Annotated in this window: 22 protein-coding genes; 2 read left to right on the plus strand and 20 right to left on the minus strand. The window is 66.9% G+C overall.

Features of this window, described 5'->3' with window-relative positions; all coding sequences use genetic code 11:
- Positions 1 to 373: 373 nt before the first annotated feature.
- The 12 genes from HG800_RS03990 to HG800_RS04045 form a co-directional block, all read right to left on the minus strand.
- Positions 374 to 1,303 (minus strand): replication initiator protein A, encoded by a 930-nt coding sequence (locus tag HG800_RS03990; protein WP_169973987.1) that lies wholly within the window; start codon positions 1,301 to 1,303, stop codon positions 374 to 376.
- A gap of 112 nt (positions 1,304 to 1,415) precedes the next feature.
- Positions 1,416 to 1,739: a hypothetical protein gene (locus HG800_RS03995; protein ID WP_169973989.1), complete on the minus strand. Its 324-nt coding sequence runs from the start codon at positions 1,737 to 1,739 to the stop codon at positions 1,416 to 1,418.
- An 11-nt stretch (positions 1,740 to 1,750) separates the two neighbouring features.
- Positions 1,751 to 2,431 (minus strand): division plane positioning ATPase MipZ, encoded by a 681-nt coding sequence (locus HG800_RS04000; RefSeq protein WP_169973991.1) that lies wholly within the window; start codon positions 2,429 to 2,431, stop codon positions 1,751 to 1,753.
- A gap of 1,070 nt (positions 2,432 to 3,501) precedes the next feature.
- Positions 3,502 to 3,858, minus strand: a complete 357-nt coding sequence (locus HG800_RS04005) for a hypothetical protein (RefSeq protein ID WP_169973993.1) — start codon at positions 3,856 to 3,858, stop codon at positions 3,502 to 3,504.
- Between the two features lie 334 nt (positions 3,859 to 4,192).
- Complete coding sequence (locus HG800_RS04010) at positions 4,193 to 5,098, minus strand: ArdC family protein (RefSeq protein WP_169973994.1); 906 nt, start codon at positions 5,096 to 5,098, stop codon at positions 4,193 to 4,195.
- A 382-nt stretch (positions 5,099 to 5,480) separates the two neighbouring features.
- On the minus strand, positions 5,481 to 5,924 hold the full coding sequence (locus HG800_RS04015) for a DUF6900 domain-containing protein (RefSeq protein ID WP_169973522.1): 444 nt from the start codon (positions 5,922 to 5,924) through the stop codon (positions 5,481 to 5,483).
- Between the two features lie 14 nt (positions 5,925 to 5,938).
- Positions 5,939 to 6,730 (minus strand): hypothetical protein, encoded by a 792-nt coding sequence (locus tag HG800_RS04020; protein WP_169973996.1) that lies wholly within the window; start codon positions 6,728 to 6,730, stop codon positions 5,939 to 5,941.
- Positions 6,723 to 7,187 (minus strand): hypothetical protein, encoded by a 465-nt coding sequence (locus HG800_RS26895; protein WP_206352119.1) that lies wholly within the window; start codon positions 7,185 to 7,187, stop codon positions 6,723 to 6,725. The genes HG800_RS04020 and HG800_RS26895 overlap by 8 nt, the downstream gene beginning before the upstream one ends.
- Positions 7,184 to 7,564, minus strand: coding sequence for a hypothetical protein (locus HG800_RS04030; RefSeq protein WP_169973998.1), 381 nt, complete (start codon positions 7,562 to 7,564; stop codon positions 7,184 to 7,186). Before HG800_RS04030 ends, HG800_RS26895 begins: the two co-directional genes overlap by 4 nt.
- Complete coding sequence (locus tag HG800_RS04035) at positions 7,557 to 7,997, minus strand: hypothetical protein (RefSeq protein WP_169974000.1); 441 nt, start codon at positions 7,995 to 7,997, stop codon at positions 7,557 to 7,559. Before HG800_RS04035 ends, HG800_RS04030 begins: the two co-directional genes overlap by 8 nt.
- A gap of 10 nt (positions 7,998 to 8,007) precedes the next feature.
- Complete coding sequence (locus HG800_RS04040; protein WP_169974002.1) at positions 8,008 to 8,163, minus strand: hypothetical protein; 156 nt, start codon at positions 8,161 to 8,163, stop codon at positions 8,008 to 8,010.
- 58 nt (positions 8,164 to 8,221) lie between these two features.
- Positions 8,222 to 8,431, minus strand: a complete 210-nt coding sequence (locus HG800_RS04045; protein ID WP_169974004.1) for a hypothetical protein — start codon at positions 8,429 to 8,431, stop codon at positions 8,222 to 8,224.
- 735 nt (positions 8,432 to 9,166) lie between these two features.
- Between HG800_RS04045 and mobF the strand changes: the two genes are divergently transcribed.
- Positions 9,167 to 11,821, plus strand: a complete 2,655-nt coding sequence (mobF, locus tag HG800_RS04050) for a MobF family relaxase (RefSeq protein WP_169974006.1) — start codon at positions 9,167 to 9,169, stop codon at positions 11,819 to 11,821.
- Positions 11,811 to 12,239: a hypothetical protein gene (locus tag HG800_RS04055; RefSeq protein WP_169974008.1), complete on the plus strand. Its 429-nt coding sequence runs from the start codon at positions 11,811 to 11,813 to the stop codon at positions 12,237 to 12,239. Before mobF ends, HG800_RS04055 begins: the two co-directional genes overlap by 11 nt.
- A 97-nt stretch (positions 12,240 to 12,336) precedes the next feature.
- Here the strand turns inward: HG800_RS04055 and HG800_RS28375 are convergent, their stop codons facing one another.
- The 8 genes from HG800_RS28375 to HG800_RS04090 form a co-directional block, all read right to left on the minus strand.
- Complete coding sequence (locus HG800_RS28375) at positions 12,337 to 12,675, minus strand: DUF932 domain-containing protein (protein WP_390622616.1); 339 nt, start codon at positions 12,673 to 12,675, stop codon at positions 12,337 to 12,339.
- Entirely contained in the window at positions 12,570 to 13,139 is a 570-nt protein-coding gene (locus HG800_RS04060; RefSeq protein ID WP_235963244.1) for a DUF932 domain-containing protein, read from the minus strand. The genes HG800_RS28375 and HG800_RS04060 overlap by 106 nt, the downstream gene beginning before the upstream one ends.
- Positions 13,140 to 13,225: 86 nt before the next feature.
- The gene (locus HG800_RS04065; protein WP_169974012.1) at positions 13,226 to 13,435 is read right to left on the minus strand and encodes a hypothetical protein; all 210 of its coding nucleotides are present in this window, start codon (positions 13,433 to 13,435) and stop codon (positions 13,226 to 13,228) included.
- Between the two features lie 758 nt (positions 13,436 to 14,193).
- Entirely contained in the window at positions 14,194 to 15,162 is a 969-nt protein-coding gene (locus HG800_RS04070) for a tyrosine-type recombinase/integrase (protein WP_169974014.1), read from the minus strand.
- Between the two features lie 22 nt (positions 15,163 to 15,184).
- Positions 15,185 to 15,562 (minus strand): type II toxin-antitoxin system VapC family toxin, encoded by a 378-nt coding sequence (locus HG800_RS04075; RefSeq protein ID WP_169974016.1) that lies wholly within the window; start codon positions 15,560 to 15,562, stop codon positions 15,185 to 15,187.
- Positions 15,559 to 15,798: a type II toxin-antitoxin system Phd/YefM family antitoxin gene (locus HG800_RS04080; RefSeq protein ID WP_169974018.1), complete on the minus strand. Its 240-nt coding sequence runs from the start codon at positions 15,796 to 15,798 to the stop codon at positions 15,559 to 15,561. The genes HG800_RS04075 and HG800_RS04080 overlap by 4 nt, the downstream gene beginning before the upstream one ends.
- A gap of 90 nt (positions 15,799 to 15,888) precedes the next feature.
- Positions 15,889 to 16,176, minus strand: coding sequence for a type II toxin-antitoxin system RelE/ParE family toxin (locus tag HG800_RS04085; RefSeq protein ID WP_169974020.1), 288 nt, complete (start codon positions 16,174 to 16,176; stop codon positions 15,889 to 15,891).
- Positions 16,173 to 16,409, minus strand: coding sequence for a CopG family ribbon-helix-helix protein (locus HG800_RS04090; protein WP_169974022.1), 237 nt, complete (start codon positions 16,407 to 16,409; stop codon positions 16,173 to 16,175). The genes HG800_RS04085 and HG800_RS04090 overlap by 4 nt, the downstream gene beginning before the upstream one ends.
- Positions 16,410 to 16,512 lie beyond the last annotated feature (103 nt).

Genomic DNA, 16,512 nt, shown 5'->3' on the forward strand with positions numbered 1-16,512 from the left:
CTCCCCTGCATCCCACTGATTCGCCGGGACAATTCGGCAATGTGTGCGCCTAATCGGCCGGGACTTTGCGCCCAATTGGCCGACCCCCCTTGCGCCCGATAGGCCGAACATGCTGCGCCCGATCGGCCGTGTCAATCCTATGGGCAGATTCGACTTATCCACAGGGAACGCTAAGATCGAATTATTGGTCGCCGTTGCGCCCGATAGGCCGTGACGCTTATTCTCCGTCTTTCCGCACGCGAAATCGATGGATACCCTGGATCTTGCGCGACTTTGAGGCGTTCCTGTGGCAAATTCACAGTAGATTTACGTCTAATCGGCCGTGTTCGGGCCGGGATTCCCCTCATCTCCTACGCCCGATCGGCCGTGCGTCCTAGCCTTCGGCCTCCAGGAATTTCAATCCCTTGGAGCCGATGCCGCGAGCGATCCTCCGACGCGGATGTCTCGCCGACTCGAACCGCGGGTCGTCCATCGCGAGCAATTCGCGGCGCATGAAATGGACGACCTCCTCCCCTTCATCGTTCTTGTGCAGGGTCATCGCGTACTCGGGCAGGGAATCGGCGGCGCCCACCTTGCGGACATCGATGGCGAAGTCGGAGAACCTGGAGGCCGACCCGGACTTCTCGTAGAGCTGCCGCATGGTGAAGAGCCAGCCATGCTCCTGCTGCCCGGCGTGCTTCCGAGCGACGCGGTAGAGCCAACGCTCGATCCCGCCGGTGAGCAGGAAGTAGTCCTCGTGGATGGTCAGCACCCCTCCCTTCATGACGATCCCGTCGAAGAGCCAGTCGGGCAGGGTCATGGTCATGCCCGTGGTCTCGCCGCTATCTTCGTCGACGACCTCGGTCCAGCTCTCCAGCCAGTGGAACGAGGCGGCCTTCTTCTTGCCCTCGGCGCGGATGTTCGTGCGGACGGCGGTGTGGGTGAGCCGCTCCAGCGCGGCGCGGAGCCGCCGATAATGATCGCCCCCCGTCGGCCGGCGGATCGACTTGAGCAGGTTGTGCGGGTGGAAGTGGATGGTCCGGCTGGGGGTCCGGCCGCGGTCCAGGGCCTCGGTGACCTGGGTCGAGGCCCAGATCAGGATGTCGGCGTCCCAGATGGTCGCCATGCCGAACTTCGAATTGCCGGAGACCTCGACCCAGACGTCCCCGACGTGATATTCGATGGGCTTGTACCTGGGCTTCTTCGCCAGGCTGAAGAACGGCCGCTCCATCGTGTCCCGCTGGTCGCGGATCGGGATGTCGGCGAAGTTGGCGGCGAAGAGGTCGGGCTGGTGGTCGCCCCGGGGGGGAAGGCGTTTGGTCATGGCTCGCGTGTCGTTGCATTGATCGGGCGGACGATACCCCAGGAAGGGCCCCGCATCAATCGAAAAGATCGACCGGGCCCGCGGGTCGGGCGGCCCCCTCCCCGTCCCTGCATCACTTCAGGTAGCCGTTGTCCCGCAGCCAGGGCTCGATGGCCTGCTCGAGGATGTCCTGGAGCGTGTTGGGCTCGATGCCTTCGAGCTGGCGTTCCAGCGATGCCCGCTTGAGCGCGGCGGCGAAGTCGGCGCGGATCCGGGTGCTCAGCGGGACGCGCGATGGGTTGGACTGCGTCCTGGATGTGTTCGCGGCCATCGGCGGCCCCCCCTCGTCGGGCTTGGCATCCTTCTTGTCCCGGAAGACGAACGCCTTCTCCTTCTCGGGGTCGACGGGCGGGTTCGGATTCTTGATTCCCTCGATCAGTGAGCGACGCTCGGCCATGATTCCCTCCTTCACGCGACGGCTGTTTTCTTGGCGAGGGCCGCCTTCCGGCCCTTGGGCGCGACGGCGTCCGGCAGGATCTCGCGGAAGAGCTGATCGACCTCTGCGGCGGCATCCTTGGCACGTGCCCCGAGGTTCCAGACGACGGATCCCTGCCCGGGGGCATCGGCGTAGACCTGACGCAGGATCAGGGCACGGTTCGCCATCGGGAGATTCAACGCGGCGGCCGCATCCTTCATGTCCTTGGTGAGACGATAATTCTTGCCGATCATGCTGAGCACGATGACCGCCTCGGGCCGGCCCGCGCGGATGTCCTGGGCCTGGCGGAGCACGTCGGTCGCCTTGGCCAGGGCCCGGACCTCCAGCATGCTCGCCTTGCACGGCACGAGGGCCAGGTCGGCGCGGAGCAGCAAGGCCCGGCTCGTCTCGGTCTGGCTGCCCGGCCCATCCGCCACCACGTAATCCGCCTCCTGGCCCAGCTGCGGGAGGTCGTTCAGGATCATGTCGGGGTTGTCGAGGCGGACCGCCCTCACCCCCGGAACGGCCTCGCGCACCCATTCCGACGAGGATTGCTGGGTGTCGCAATCCGCGAGCGTGACGCTGTGGCCCTGCTTATCCAGCCAGGCGGCGAGGTGGACGGCCAGGGTGGATTTCCCCACTCCGCCCTTGGAATTTGCGACTACAATAATCATGAACCATCTTATAAACGATAATTTTTATGCTGGCAAGCATTATGTGCATCAGGATGACTGTCCTCCAGTCTTTCAGGCCGGCAAGCCAGCCAGCCGGTAAGAATGCAAGCCAGACAGACAGACAGACAGACAGACAGCAGCAAGCAAGGACACCCTCCGTCGGCACCTCCCCGCACGACAATCCCACCTCCGCCACCAGCTGGCCGCTGCGAATGCGACCGCAGCCTCAAGCGGCACAAGAAAGCAAGCTTGAAAGAAAGAATGCAAGTCAGCCAGATGTCATTCCATCCAGTTTGAAGTTACCACATACGGCCCATCAGGCGTGACTGATCCTCGCCCGGACAAAACAAGCTGGATGGACAGAATGCTGGATTGATGGAAAGAAAGCGGGAAAGCAATCTTGCAAGCTGTCCGACCGGACGGAATTGCGGAGCACGGCTTCTGCTGCCCATAAATCAAGAAAGCTGGATTGCATGAAATCCCGCTGGAAATCCATCAGGAAAGCGGGATGGCAAGCCAACAAGTCAGATGTCCATGAAGAGCGTCAGTGTTCCGAACGCTCACCTGGCTGGCAATCCTGAATGAAAGACGTCTTTCAGGAAAGCAAGCTGGAATGCTCTCTGGACATCGAGCCGGCCGGACAGCGCTCCGGAATGCAGGCCGGCTGGCCGACGACTCGACCGGTCGAATTTGCGTCATAGCGTGGCACTCTCGGACCGGCCCAACGAGCATTCTTGCAGACCGCCGCTTCGGTCGCCCCGAAATCAAGCCTGAATGGCGGAAGGGATGACGAATTGCGAGACAGAAAGAAGGCCATCGAGACAGCAGGAAATCTTGCTGGCTTTCCGTCATGAAATCCTGTTTCCACGGTGAAAAAGGGCCTAAGCACCGCTTAGGGAAGATGTCTGACAGACCCATTCGTTGCTGGTTGGAAATCAGTCAGTTCGCTGGCTCAAGGGCACATTGCCTGCTCGCGAGCGTCGCCCGGAGCAGTCGGCCGTACGGATGGGCGGAGACGGGACGAGGGGGGAAAGTTCGGGGGCCGGACGGGGGCCCGGCCCCGTCCGGGTTCAGGCAAGGGGCGTTGGCTCGAAATCCGAGTCCATGAGCTCCAGGGCCCACTCCTCGGCCAGCGTCGCCTCAGCGGCCTCGATCTCGGCCCGGAAGGCCTCCAGTGCCTCCGGGTTGATCCGGCAATTCGCCCGCTCGGCGACGATGGTCAGGGCGTGGTAGATGCCCAGCAGCCGGTCGCCGCGGCCCTCGATGTGGTACTTCGGATCGGCGGGGATAAACGCCCCGTCGAAGAGGCCGGCCCGGCGGGCCTGCTCCTCGAGATGGGCCATCCGGTCGCCGAGCCGGCTGGCGTCGCAACGGATCTCGTGGTATCGCCGCCGCCTCGCGGCCGTGGTCGTCAGTTGGTCAGTCATGGGTACCTCCTCCATCGGGTTGACGGGCCGCGACCCTCGCGGCCTCGCGGCTCGCAGGTCGGCCCCGGGCCAGCCGGGCGGAGCGCCCCGTGCAAGCGAAAGGCCGAAGGCTTCCGCCCGCGGAAAGCGGCCTTGGCAGCTTGCGCGGGACGGCGGCGGGGCCAGCGTGCCGCACGGAGGCCGGGCAGGATCGCGGCGTCGACTGGCGGAGGGGACCGGACGCTGCCGTTCGTGGGTGGGGGGCGAGGAGGGGGGATGTCGAAGAATAAGAGGCCCCGAACGGATCGGGCCCAAGCGACTTAGGAGTACTGCCTGCAACGATAGAAGGTCCGAGTTAAAGATTCGTCAACGCCTCACCCGGCTGGAGGCCGTGCAGGTAGTCCACCGCACGCTGGGCATGGGCGGCGGCCTGGAAGATGGCCCGGTTGTCCTCCTTCAGCACCGCCAGCCAGTGGGCGAGGTAGCTGGCGTGATCCGCCCGCGGCTCCGGGGTGATGTCCAGGTCGCAGCAGAGGAAGGCGGCGCCGATCTCGGCCACCAGCTCCTCGCGGGCATAGCCGGGGTCCCCGAACCGCTTGCGGCCGAAGTCGCGGGCGAGCCGGGTGGGGTGCTTGGTCCAGTGGGTCAGCTCGTGGGCGAGGGTGGCGCAGTAGGCCTCCGCATCGCGGAACGCCTCGAAGGGCGGCATCTGGACGTGGTCCGTGTCCTCCGCGTAGTAGGCCTGGTTCCCCCCGTGGCGGACGTCGGCCCCGGTGTTCGCGAAGTAGAGGTCGGCCGCCTCGATACGCAGCGTGGCGTCGAGCGGCTCGGGGGCGGGTGATTCGCGGAACCGTCCGGGCAGCCCGTCGATCTGCTCGACGTTGAAGACCGTGTAGCCTTTCATGAAGGTGATCTCGCGTTCGGTCTCCTCGCCATCCTCGGCGGTCTCCGTGCGGGTCAGCCGGTCGGCGTAGACGACGAGCGTTCCCCGCTCGCCCTTGCGGACGCAAGCCTTCAAAGCCCTGGCCTGGTTGAAGGTCATCCAGGTCGGCGAGGTGAAGCCCCGCGCCTGGGCGGCCATCCAGAGCATCAGCACGTTGACGCCCTTGTAGGGCTCGCCGCTTACCCTCAGCGGCCGCATGATTCGCCCGGCGAGGTGCTCGGCGTCCCAGGGCTTCAGCCAGGGGCGGACGCCCTTCTCCAGCTCGGCGACGATGGCTTCGGTGACGCGGATGTAGACGTCGGATCGCGTGGCCTGCATCGGGTCCTCTCCCTCGTTCGTGGTGTCCGGATGAATGCGCGCGGCATTCAACCGGGACGAAGGCGAGTCCGGCATCGGGGGGAGGGAGGTCAGGGACGGCCGAGGCGGGGGGCACCGGCCTGCACAAGCGGAGCGCGGAAGGCCGGGCGGAGACCGCCTCGGACGCCGCGAGGGCATCCTTGACCGCACCGGGGGATCACCCCCTCGGGCCCAGCAGCGGGCGGGAGGGCGGCGCAGCCGGTCCTCGCGAGGGACGGCAGCGGGAGCGGATCCCGCGAGCACGCGACCGGCGTCAGCCGGGGTGGCCGAATCGGGAATTGACCGGGGCCGTAATTGCCTCTAGCGTGGAAGAGGTCGTCGAGGATCTCGTCGAGGTTGCTGGTCATGACGATTGCCCTTCGTCGGTCACGTCGTTGTAGCGCCTGCCGGTGATGCGGGCAAAGACTTCCTCGGCATGCTCACGAGCGTCGAAGTCGCCGATCGCGTGGACACCCTCCCCGGTCACGTGGCCGTAGAGAGTCCAGACGTCGGCATCGCGGGGCTCGCACGGCTCGAAGTGAAAGTGGCCAGGCTTATCCGGCTCCTCGAAGCGGAGGCAGGGCCCGATCTCGTAATCGTCGAACGGGGCCGGGAGGCCGGGCTCGGCACGACCTGCGGGTTGCGCGGCCTGCCGGAGCCCGGCATCGTAGGCCGCCCTGAGCGCGTCCTCGAGGCACCAGACGGCCACGTCGTGGAAGTCGAGATGATCGGACCGTCGGTACTCGAGCGTCGGGATGTCGAGGTGGCGACGGGCGATGTCGGCGAGGAGCGTATCGAGTCGATTCATCGGCGGTTTCCTTTTCATGGGCAGTTTCCTTTCCGTGGTTGGAGTTGAGTCAGTTGGCTGGCTTTCTCGAAGATCATGCAGACGTCGTGCAGGCCGGGGATGAAGCAGGACCGATAGACCTTCCGGCTGCTGCTGGCGCCGTGGCTGAACCGGATGATGTCGGTGCAATGCTGGGAGAGCCCGGCCGCGAAGGCCAGTCGCTTGGTGTGGAAGACGAGGGGGACGTATCCCGCCTCGCGGTCGCTGTAGTCGCCCATGAGGATGGCGAGCTTCCCGCCGGGCCTCAGCGCCCCGGCGCAGTTGACGACGAACCGGTTGTACCGCCGGAGGAAGTGCGCCAGCGTCGGGGACCGGGACAGGTCCCTCGGGTCCTCGGCGTAGAGCTTCTGCCGCCAGTAGGGCGGGTGGGCCCAGATGAAGTCGAAGGAGTCCGCCCTCGGGAACTCGTGCGGGTCGCAGGCGTCGAACCCCTGATGGATGTCGAAGGCGAAGCAGGGGATGCCGAGCTCGCGACAGACGTCGCGGGCCGTGCCGCTGCCGGTCATCGGGTCGAAGACCAACCCTGGCCGGAAGTAGAGCAGCAGGTCCTTGATCAGGTTGCCGCCGCAGTTGCCCGGCCATTTCCGGTCGCCATACTCGCCGGCCCGATGGAAGTGGTAGAGGCTGGTCAGGTGCGGGACGGGGCTCGCGTTCCGCGGGGCGATCGGCAGCCGCGCGTAGACGGGGCGCCCCGGCGTCGTCGTCACAGGGGTTTGGATCCGCTCGAGGCGGGCGGCGTAGAAGGGATTGATGGCGGTCCTATGCATGCGATGCTCCTTGGTCGAGGTTGGATTGAGGTTCTGGATAGAGGCACTCGGCGGCGACCTTCAGGACGTCCCAGTTGATGCCGAGGCTCGCGTCGTGGCTCCGCCGGCACAATCGGAGGACGTCCCAGGCCTGCTCGGGCGTCAGGTCCGGGCGCACCTCGAGCACGTCCTCGACCGACCAGATCGCGGCGACCTGCCGGCGACTCTCGAGGATTCTGTGGACGTCGATGGTCGCCTCGTCCTCCTCGGGCTCGGCGGCTTCGAGGCACGCCCGGGATTCCGCGAGGTAGTGCTCGGAAGCGAGGCGGTCGAGCCGCTTGTAGGACTCGCCGTGCCGGTCACACCAGTGGCGGGCGTCGGTGAGCAGGTCGATGAGCCCTTCGCGGCCGGCATCCCAGTCCGCGCACCAGGTGAGGATGTGTCCGATGCGCATCGCGCGGCGTCGATTGTCCGTCATTGATCTTGCTCCTTTCGGGTTGGTTGATTGCGATGGTTGGCCAGGTAACCGCCGTAGGCCGCCCAGCGGAAATCCGCGGTGTCGACCACGACGATCCCGGCATTGCCCGGGCTCAGCCCGGCCAGCAGGCCGCGGTCCCTCAGGTCTGACGGTGAGAGGCCGTTCGAGGTGATCCCGAGGTTGAGATTGCCGGCGATCCGGGAGTGGCAGATGCCGACGAACCGGGCCGTGGCATAGGAAGCGTCTCGGGTTCGACCTGACATGAGGTGCCTGAGCTCCTCCAGCCATGCCGGGACGGCATCGCCGTGCCAGTGCAGGTACACGGTGGGCGAGACGCGCTCGGGGTCGAAGAAGAGGACGCAGGCGCGATTACCCATGGCATTGCTCCTCCCGGGCCCAGCGGGCGATGGCCGCCCTCAGGGTCGGCTCGTAGCGGTCGCCGCGCCAGGAATTGACCCCGAAGGCGATGCTGCCACAGGCGAGCTTGTCGAGGTTGAAGACCGCGACGTGGCCCGGGCTGTCGAACACGACCCCGAGCATCCCGCCCTCTTCCGGGTCGCGGAAGATGAGGACGTGGAACGGGGCGCCGCAGATGCCGTTGCGGTGACGCTCGATGTTTTCAGCGATGATGTTCATGATGGTTTCTCCATGATTGGTTTGACTGTGGTGATCGGCGGCGCCGAGCGACTCCCGGCCAGCGTCGCCACGAGACGGATCGTCCCGCATCGGGCGGCCGTGGGCGTCGAGCCGGACCGACTCGCGCGTGGCGCGATGGCCGGCCTCCGGGGGGATGAGCTTGCGGTAATCCATCGTCGACCCCCTATGCGCCGTCGCCGAAGCGGAGACGCAGCTCGGCGAACTCCCGCTCGAGTTCCTCCAGCCCTGCGTCGAAGTCCGGGTCGCAGCCGGCTTCCAGCTCGTCGATCCGACGGATGAGGTCGACGGGGTCGGGTTGATGATCGTAGGTGTGTTGCATGATCGGGTTCCTTCCTGATGGGGGGCGGGCATCCGGCCCGCCCGGGTTGATGTTGCGGTCAGTCCTTCTTCTCGGAGGCGACGCGGAGGGTGACGCGGCCGTCGAGCGGCACCACCTCCAGCTGGACGTTGAAGCCCTGGCCGTCGGCGTGGGGCCAGGCGCTCCCGATCCGCGTCCAGAAGCCCTTCCGCCCCTGCCGGTCGCGGACCTGGTAGGCGACGTGGCTCGGGGCGTTCGAGCCGTTCTCGTTGATCTTGCCGTCAGACATGGCGATTCTCCTTCTCTTCGTGGTCCCGGCCGCGACCATCGCGGCCCGATGTCACCCCAAGGAAAGCCGCCCAGCCCGGGGCGGAGCGAGCGCCAGCGACCGGGCAAGCGGGAAATTGGGGGGACCTCCGGGGGAACCGATTTCCCGCTTGCGCGGCCCGGCGGCGGCTTTAGGCGTGACATGACCAGGGCCGCACGTCGCGCCGGGCAGGAGAGGGGGAGGAGCCCTCCGACCGGGCGGCGCATCATCGACGGGGAGGACGGATCCCGGGCGTCTCCACCGGCCTGCGTCCGGCCGGATGCACGGATTCGAGAGCCGGCAAGCCGGCCGAACCGACGAGCACGCAACTCCATCGAGCCGCCCGCGACGCCGAGCCATCAAGCCCGTCCTGCGTGGGGGGGAGGGGCATCACCACCCGCGGCCGCCGGCCCGCCCTAATCGACGAGGAGGCCGCAGGCATGCCCCCTCCAGGACCGACGACACGACCCCGAGCGTCCCCGGTACCGGGTGGCGAAAGGACCCGGATCGGGACCAAATCCACACGCCAAGATTGTGAAATACAAGGATAAAACTTGACCGAATCATAAAATGAAAATAGGGTCGCACGTCTGGGTACATCCCCCGCGAGGACGCGGGGCGAGCCTGGCACATCGGCCCCGTGCGACGTCGGGGCGGATGACGCGAGACGCGCAGCACATTCTCGGTCGGGCAGACAGTTTGTTAGGTGCATCGGGGATGTTGCGAATCATCCAGAACAGATCGGCCGCCGGGGCGAAGAGCTACTACAGCACGGCGGACTATTTCGTCCAGGGACAGGAGCTGGCCGGCCGCTGGCGTGGCCGCGGGGCCCGCCTGCTCGGGCTCGACGGCGAGGTGGGCCGAGCCGACTGGGAATCGCTCTGCGACAACCGCCATCCCCGGACGGGGGCCGCGCTGACGATGCGGACCAAGGACCGCCGCACGGTGGGATATGACATCAATTTCCACGTGCCGAAGAGCGTCTCGGTGATCCACGGCCTGACCGGCGAGGGTCGGATCCTGGACGCCTTCCGCACCGCGGTCAGGCGGACCATGGACGACATCGAGGCCGAGGCCCAGGCGAGGGTCCGCAAGGGGCGCAAGGACGCCGATCGCACGACCGGCAACCTCGTCTGGGGCGAGTTCCTCCACTTCACCTCGCGTCCCGTGGACGGGATACCGGACCCGCACCTGCACGCCCATTGCTTCGCGTTCAACGCCACCTGGGACCGCGAGGAGGGAGCCTGGAAGGCCGCCCAGTTCCGCGGGATCAAGCGTGACGCTCCGTACTTCCAGGCCGTCTTCCACTCGCACATGGCCCGCCTCCTCGCGGAGCACGGGTACGCGATCAGGAGGGCCGGGAAGGGGTGGGAAGTCGACGGCGTCCCGGAACGGGTGATCGCGGCCTTCTCGCGCAGGCGCGACGTGATCGAACGGGTCGCCCGGGAGGAAGGGATCAGCGACGACGCGTCCAAGGACCGGCTCGGGGCCAGGACCCGGGAACGCAAGGCGAGGGAGCTGCCCGGGTCCTTGCTCCTCTCCGAGTGGCGATCCCGCATCACGCCGGAGGATCGCGACGGGCTGGATCGGCTCGCGAGGGCGGCCGTCTCGCACGCCGGGGACCGCGAAGGCCGAGCCGCGGCCGAGGCGATGGAGCATGCCGTCCAGCATTGCTTCGAACGCCGATCGGTCGTCCCCGAGCGGACGCTGTTCGCCGAGGCGCTGCGACATTCCGTCGGGCGGGCCTCGGTGGCAGAAATCCTCGGACAGGCGAAGCCCGAGGGGCTTGTCGTGGGGACGGTCGAGGGCCGTCGCATGGCGACGACGGCCGATATCCTGGCCGAGGAGAGAAGGATGGTCGAATTCGCCAGGGCAGGACGGGGGACCCGGAAGCCGCTGGGAGACCCGGCCCGGCCATCGTCCAGGCAATGGCTGAACGAGGACCAGAGGCGGGCGGTGCAACACGTGCTCGGCTCCCGGGACCGCGTCATCATGATCCGGGGGGCAGCGGGCGTCGGGAAGACGACCCTGATGCGGGAGGCCGCGGAAGGCATCCGCGAAGGGGGCAGGGAGGTGCACGTCTTCGCCCCGACGGCCGGGGCCAGCCGCGGCGTGCTCCGGGGAGAGGGGTTCGACTCCGCGGACACGGTCGCCCGCCTCCTCGTCGATCGATCCGTCCAGCCGCGGACGCGAGGGCAGGTCATCTGGATCGACGAGGCCGGCCTGCTGGGCTCCAGGACCATGGCCCGCGTCTTCGACCTCGCCGCGCGGAACGACGCGCGGGTCGTGCTCTCCGGGGACAGGCGTCAACACAAGTCGGTCGAACGCGGCTCGCCGCTGCACCTCCTGGAGGAGGAGGCCGGGATCCTGCCGGCCGAGGTGCGCGACATCCGTCGCCAGCGCGGGGCCTATCGGGAGGCGATCGCCGCGATGGGCGAGGGCAGGGCCGGCGAGGGCTTCGATCGGCTCGACGAGCTGGGCTGGATCCGCGAGATCGGCGACGCCGAGAGGTACCGTCTGCTCGCCTCGGACTACGTGGAGGCCGTCAGGGCCGGGGAATCTTCCCTCGTGGTCTCCCCGACCCACCTGGAGAAGGACCGGATCACGGGCGAGATCCGCCGATTGTTGTCCGCCGAAGGGCTCCTCGACGGCGACTCGCACGTCGTCCCCGTACTCATCCCGAGGAAGCTCACGCTCGCCGAGAAGGCCGACCCCGCCGAGTACCAGCCCGGCGACGTGATCCAGTTCCACCAGAACGCGCCGGGATTCCGCAGGGGGCAGCGGCTCCAGATCGGTCCGGGTCCCGCCCCGACGGGGCTGGCAGGCCGCTTCGAGGTGTTCCACCGGGGGAGCATCATGCTCGCCCCGGGGGACATGATCCGCATCACGCGGAACGGGGCGACCGCCGATCGGCGGCACGCCCTGCACAACGGGGACCTGCACCGGGTGCGCGGATTCGACTCCGACGGTGCGCTCGTGCTCGCGAACGGTTGGAAGGTCGCCCGGGACTACGGCCACATCGACCACGGCTATGTCGTCACATCGCACGCGGCGCAGGGCAAGACGGTCGACCGGGTCTTCGTCGGCCAGTCGGCCTCCTCGCTGGCGGCGACATCGCGGGAGCAGTTCTACGTCAGCTGCTCGCGGGGCCGCAAGGCGGCGACGGTCTACACCGACGACAAGGCCACGCTGAGGGCCTCGCTCATGCGTTCCGAACAGCAGCTCATGGGACGCGACCTGCTCGCCAACGGGATGGCCCGACGGTCGCTGCGGTCCCGGCGCCGGGAGCGGGAGGAGCAGCGCAAGAAGCTCGATATCCGCCTCCTGATCCGTGCCGCCAAGCGAGAACGAGAGAAAGAGCATGAACGATAGCATCCTGAAACGCTACTCGGGGACCCGAGGGCCGATCCTCCCCGGCCGGGACCCGCTCGACGACGACGACCCGCAGGTCGACGACCTCGGATGTTACAGCTGGCTGAGGGGCCTGCGGGAGCGATCGACCATGATCGAGTTCCGGCTCAGGGAGGGGCGCTCCGTCGCCTTCGACTACACCCTGCTGCGCAAGGTGATCTTCGACCCCTCGGAGGGCATCACGCTGAAGTTCGACGGGGAGACGGTCAGGATCGAGGGCCGGAACCTCGCCGCGGAGTCGACGCCGGGCGTCCAGCTCCTCCGCGGGATCCAGAACCACAGGGTGCCCTGGATCCGCGAGATGGGCGAGGCCGAGCAGGTGGCGGCGGCGGAGGTTGCCACGGTCGTCGAGCGCCTCACGTTCAAGGATTCGGGATGATCGGGGAGCGTCCGCGAGCGAAGCTCGCGGGGCGGCCTGGCCGTCCCTGGCCATCGACCCCGCGCTCCTCGCCCGCTCCGACTCCTGCCCCTCCTCGTCAGCGGTCGAGCCCCTCGGCCAGGCTCCAGAGGCCCCGATTGATCCTGATGTCCCCGTCGACGGATCGGATCGGCCGCGTGCGGATCCGTCGCCCTGAGGCGTTCCTGGAGCGCAGGTCGCCCTTGATGAGGTTCTCCTGCACGCGGTTCAGGGTGTGCCAGAGGTCGGGCCGGTCATCGTCCAGGCGGCGGGGGATGAGCAGGTGCGAGGGCCGGATGCTCGGGTTCGGCTTCAGCCCCCAGGCGGCCTCGGCGAAACCCAGGCGCTGGCCCGGCGACAGCTCGATCTGCTTCCAACGACGGATCGTTTCGAGGGTCTGGGGGGTCTCCCCGGCGATCCGTCGGGTGGCCTCGGCGACCTGATCGCGGAAGGAAAGCCCCCCGCGTGACGGACGCTGACGCTGCCGAAGTCGGCGGACTGGACGGTGAGGCCGTTGCCGCAGACCAGCCGGAAGACGCCGGCCATGAACCGATAGGCGGAGCTGCCGTCGTGGGAGTTGGTGAGCACCAGCTCCGGCACCTCCTCCCAGGGATCGCGGCGGCCGATGTCGGCTTCCCGCCGGAATCGGAGCAGGTGCCGCGTGAACGCCCCCTTGTCGGGGCTCCGGCTGCGTGACTGGGAGGCCCGCACGGGGAAGAACCCGCGCTCGCCGAGGATGTCCACCACGTCGATCGTGGGGACCATGCGGTAGCGGGGAGACATGCCGCGCCACGGGCGGTCGGCGAAGACGCTCGGGGCGAGGCGGCGCAGTTCGTCTCGGGAGAGGCCTGGGGTCGGGTTCGGGGTGATGGTCGTCATCATGATGCTCCTCGTTCGCTCGTCGTTCTCGGTGTGCGGTCGATGGATGGTGATCGATGGGATTGGGGGCATCCCTGCCCCGGGTCGGGTCAGGCGGTGACGGCCCCGGCCTCGCCGATCGGGGCCAGCAGGGCGGACAGCTCCTTGGGCTTCCGGATGACCGTCTCGTTGACGTTCCGCCACCAGTGGAAACCGTTGTAGCGCCAGCCGGCCTCGGCGAGGGCCCTGCGGGTCGCGGCGTCGGGCTTGGAGGTGAAGGCGATCTTCTCGGTGCGGGAGGTGCCGTGGACGATCTGCATGGTCCGGTCTCCTGATGCGGAGGGCCTGTTGGTCGGGAATGTCGGCACGCGCGACATTCGCCAGGCCAACGGCGGCACCGGTCCGTGCCCATAGAATGGGTGAATTCGTCACAGGGTCGGGCGCAGCGGCTGCACACGGAGCGCAGCGACACGGAAGCTGCGGAGGGAGCGCCCTTGACGAAGAGGGCGGCGCCCTTCGGGACAGGTCGGTCCCGGTATCGGGGCGCAGGAGGGGGCGGGAGGGCGGCGCAGCCGGTCCGCCCGGGACGGCAGCGTGAGCGAGCCCCGGGAGCAACCCGGCCTGCCGACGGGCCCCCAGAGCCGGTTCTATTCGACCTGGTCGAGGGTGACCCGGTCATCGGTGCGATCGTAGAGCTTAATCGCCCACTGGCTGGCGGGCCGTCTACCTCGGCCCGGCGAAGGTCCGGAGCATCTGCAGCCGCAAATGCAGATCAACGCAATGTTAATTTTCCAAAATTTATAAGGTAAGTATGCGTTATCAAGTTGTTGCAATTGTTGCACTATTCGTTGTCTCGTCGACACCCGCGCACGCGGGCCGTGATGGTCCGACATACATTCGATTGCCCGATGGCCAAGTGGTTCCTGAGAAGCCGCCTCTGCCAATAAACCCGACAACCTCCCCCAAGCGTCCTCCGATTATGCCCAAGGGTAAGCCGACCAATCACAAGGCGATTTCCCCTCTCAAGCAGAACGGTCGATAAGAAATCAGCCAATCAGGACCGCGCTCTCGAATCGAGTCAGAGTCGGATCTTCTCGACCTCATCGAGGGTGACCCGATCATCGGTGCGATCGTAGAGCTTGGTCGTCCGCGGGCTGGCGTGCGCGGCCATCTGCTGCGCCTTCTCCAGCGTGCCGGCGTTCTCCAGGTAGTTGGTGATCCCGGTGGCCCTGAAGCTGTGGCAGCCGATCGGCGTGCCGATCCCCGCCTTCGCCGCCCGCCTCCGGATCATCCGCCAGACGTCGGCCGGGAGCATCGGGTTGGTCGTGAGGGCATCGCCCCTGCGGGTCGCCGTCCGGAACAGTGGCCCGCGGCGGTCCGACGCGATCCCGGCCTCGGCGACATAGGCGTCGAGGAACTCCTCGAGCGTGTGATGAGCGGGCATCTCGTGCACCTTGCCGCCCTTCTCCTGGAGGCGGAGCCACATGCGCTTGCCCTGGGGATAGTAGTCCTCTACGGCCATGGTGACTACGGCCCCGACCCTGGCGAAGGTGAAGAACATCGCGGCGATGAGGGCGCGGTCCCTCAGCGCGACGACGCTTGCCGTCCCGATGCCATCGAGGATGGCCCGCGTCTCCTCGACCACGAGGACGGGTGTCTTCCCCCGGGTGACGACGTGCTTCGGGCCGCGGACGGCGTGCGCCGGGTTGGTGGGGACGACCTGGCCGGTGACCAGCCAGTCGAAGAGCATGCGGATGGTGGCAAGGTGTTGCTTGACGGTCGGCTTCGCGTGCGACTGGCCCAGAGACTCGACGTAGGCCGCGACCGTCATGGGGCGGATGTCCTTCAGTGAGCAGATGCCGCGTCCCTCGCACCAGCGGAGGAAGGCGAGGGCGTTGCGGAAGTAGGCTCTCCGCGTGTTCGCGTTGCGGATGTGGGCCGTGAAATACTCGGCGAATCGGGTGATCGCGTCCTCGCCGGCGGAGGCGAGGATGTGCGGGATGACCATGTGCCGGCCGTCGCGACCCGAGGCGAGGTCACCCGACATCACCGATTCGATGACGCCCTGCTCAGGCTTCGAGGAGGGGGACGTCATACTGCTTCAGGACGGGATCGCGGCTGACCAGCCGAAATCCCTCGTGGCGTGCCTGGGCGATCAGGAGGCGGTCGAACGGGTCGCGGTGATGGTCGGGGAGCGTTGCGACCGACAGGGCGTGAGGGATGGTCACCGGCAGGGGGAGGAAGCGGTTGGCCGCCATCGCGCCCTCGAGGTCCTCCGGGGCGTCGAGCTTGCCCAGCGATCGCTTGATCGCGATCTCCCAGGCGACGGCCGCGCTGACATAGACCGGATTCTTGCCGTCGCCGACGGCCTTGCGGGCCGGCTTGGCCAGCAGGTTCGGATCGTCGAGCCACCAGAGGAAGACGTGGGTGTCGAGCAGGAGGGTCATTCTGTGTCCATCCCGAACGCGGTGGCGATGTCGTCGGGCAAGGCGTCGAAGTCCTCGGCGATTTGGACCTTGCCCTTCCACTGGCCTCCCTTGCGGGGGCTCTCGTCGGGCCGGATGGGGACGAGGCGAACCATCGGCTGCCCAGCCTTGGCGATGATGACCTCCTCGCCGCTCAGGGCATGCTCGATGAGCTTCGAGAGGCGGGACTTGGCTTCGTGGATGTTCGCGATTTCCATGATGTTCTCCTTGGCTTAGCTAAGTCTAGCCCGTTTCGTCCATTGTGGCAAGAATCATTTGCGGCTCCCGAGCAGAAACCGGTCGGGGCTTTATGACAAGTGCTCCGGCCAGTCCATCGACGTATGGACGACGCGCAGAATATCCAGCGTTTCGCCTTCGATGCGATAGACCACGACGTATGGGAGATCCGGGATGACCAATTCCATGGTTCCGGCCACATGTCCCTGCCGTCCGGAGCTTGGGAAGAGGAGCAGTCGCCTTTCCGCGGATTGTATCTTCCGGACGACCCGCCCGGTGGCCTCCGGACTGTCGATCGCGATGTGGGCGTGTATTGCTCGCAGAGACTGGATGGCGCCCCGCAGCCAGCGGATCTTCACCGGGTTAGCTCTTGAAACATCATCTCAACCTCACCCTCGGAGGCAAAGTCCCCAGCGTCGGCCTCGGCGACCGCCTTCTTGATATCCTCGATCTGCCACTTCCTCATTCGGATGTAGCTGTCGACGGCCTGCTTGATCAGGTAGGAGCGGTCGCGATCGTCCGACTTTGCGAATTCATCCAACTGGGCGACCGCGTCCTTGTCCATCCGCACTGTAACGTTGACCTTCTCCATGATACCTCGCAATATGATATATTACAATATAATCTATTTTCGTTCAATTCAATTAAGCGAATTGCGTTGCAATGCAGCCGACGGCGCGAACGCACCATATGAA

This window comes from Tautonia rosea (assembly GCF_012958305.1).
Lineage (GTDB): Bacteria > Planctomycetota > Planctomycetia > Isosphaerales > Isosphaeraceae > Tautonia > Tautonia rosea.

Coding starts and splice junctions, on each gene's coding strand:
- HG800_RS04055 (WP_169974008.1), top strand. CDS start 11,811: ATGAACGATAGCATCCTGAAACGCTACTCGGGGACCCGAGGGCCGATC.
- HG800_RS03990 (WP_169973987.1), bottom strand. CDS start 1,303: ATGACCAAACGCCTTCCCCCCCGGGGCGACCACCAGCCCGACCTCTTC.
- HG800_RS04005 (WP_169973993.1), bottom strand. CDS start 3,858: ATGACTGACCAACTGACGACCACGGCCGCGAGGCGGCGGCGATACCAC.
- HG800_RS04015 (WP_169973522.1), bottom strand. CDS start 5,924: ATGAATCGACTCGATACGCTCCTCGCCGACATCGCCCGTCGCCACCTC.
- HG800_RS04010 (WP_169973994.1), bottom strand. CDS start 5,098: ATGCAGGCCACGCGATCCGACGTCTACATCCGCGTCACCGAAGCCATC.
- HG800_RS04045 (WP_169974004.1), bottom strand. CDS start 8,431: ATGTCTGACGGCAAGATCAACGAGAACGGCTCGAACGCCCCGAGCCAC.
- mobF (WP_169974006.1), top strand. CDS start 9,167: ATGTTGCGAATCATCCAGAACAGATCGGCCGCCGGGGCGAAGAGCTAC.
- HG800_RS04070 (WP_169974014.1), bottom strand. CDS start 15,162: ATGTCGGGTGACCTCGCCTCGGGTCGCGACGGCCGGCACATGGTCATC.
- HG800_RS26895 (WP_206352119.1), bottom strand. CDS start 7,187: ATGACGGACAATCGACGCCGCGCGATGCGCATCGGACACATCCTCACC.
- HG800_RS03995 (WP_169973989.1), bottom strand. CDS start 1,739: ATGGCCGAGCGTCGCTCACTGATCGAGGGAATCAAGAATCCGAACCCG.
- HG800_RS04030 (WP_169973998.1), bottom strand. CDS start 7,564: ATGGGTAATCGCGCCTGCGTCCTCTTCTTCGACCCCGAGCGCGTCTCG.
- HG800_RS04065 (WP_169974012.1), bottom strand. CDS start 13,435: ATGCAGATCGTCCACGGCACCTCCCGCACCGAGAAGATCGCCTTCACC.
- HG800_RS04080 (WP_169974018.1), bottom strand. CDS start 15,798: ATGGAAATCGCGAACATCCACGAAGCCAAGTCCCGCCTCTCGAAGCTC.
- HG800_RS04060 (WP_235963244.1), bottom strand. CDS start 13,139: ATGATGACGACCATCACCCCGAACCCGACCCCAGGCCTCTCCCGAGAC.
- HG800_RS04020 (WP_169973996.1), bottom strand. CDS start 6,730: ATGCATAGGACCGCCATCAATCCCTTCTACGCCGCCCGCCTCGAGCGG.
- HG800_RS04075 (WP_169974016.1), bottom strand. CDS start 15,562: ATGACCCTCCTGCTCGACACCCACGTCTTCCTCTGGTGGCTCGACGAT.
- HG800_RS04040 (WP_169974002.1), bottom strand. CDS start 8,163: ATGCAACACACCTACGATCATCAACCCGACCCCGTCGACCTCATCCGT.
- HG800_RS04035 (WP_169974000.1), bottom strand. CDS start 7,997: ATGGATTACCGCAAGCTCATCCCCCCGGAGGCCGGCCATCGCGCCACG.
- HG800_RS04000 (WP_169973991.1), bottom strand. CDS start 2,431: ATGATTATTGTAGTCGCAAATTCCAAGGGCGGAGTGGGGAAATCCACC.
- HG800_RS04090 (WP_169974022.1), bottom strand. CDS start 16,409: ATGGAGAAGGTCAACGTTACAGTGCGGATGGACAAGGACGCGGTCGCC.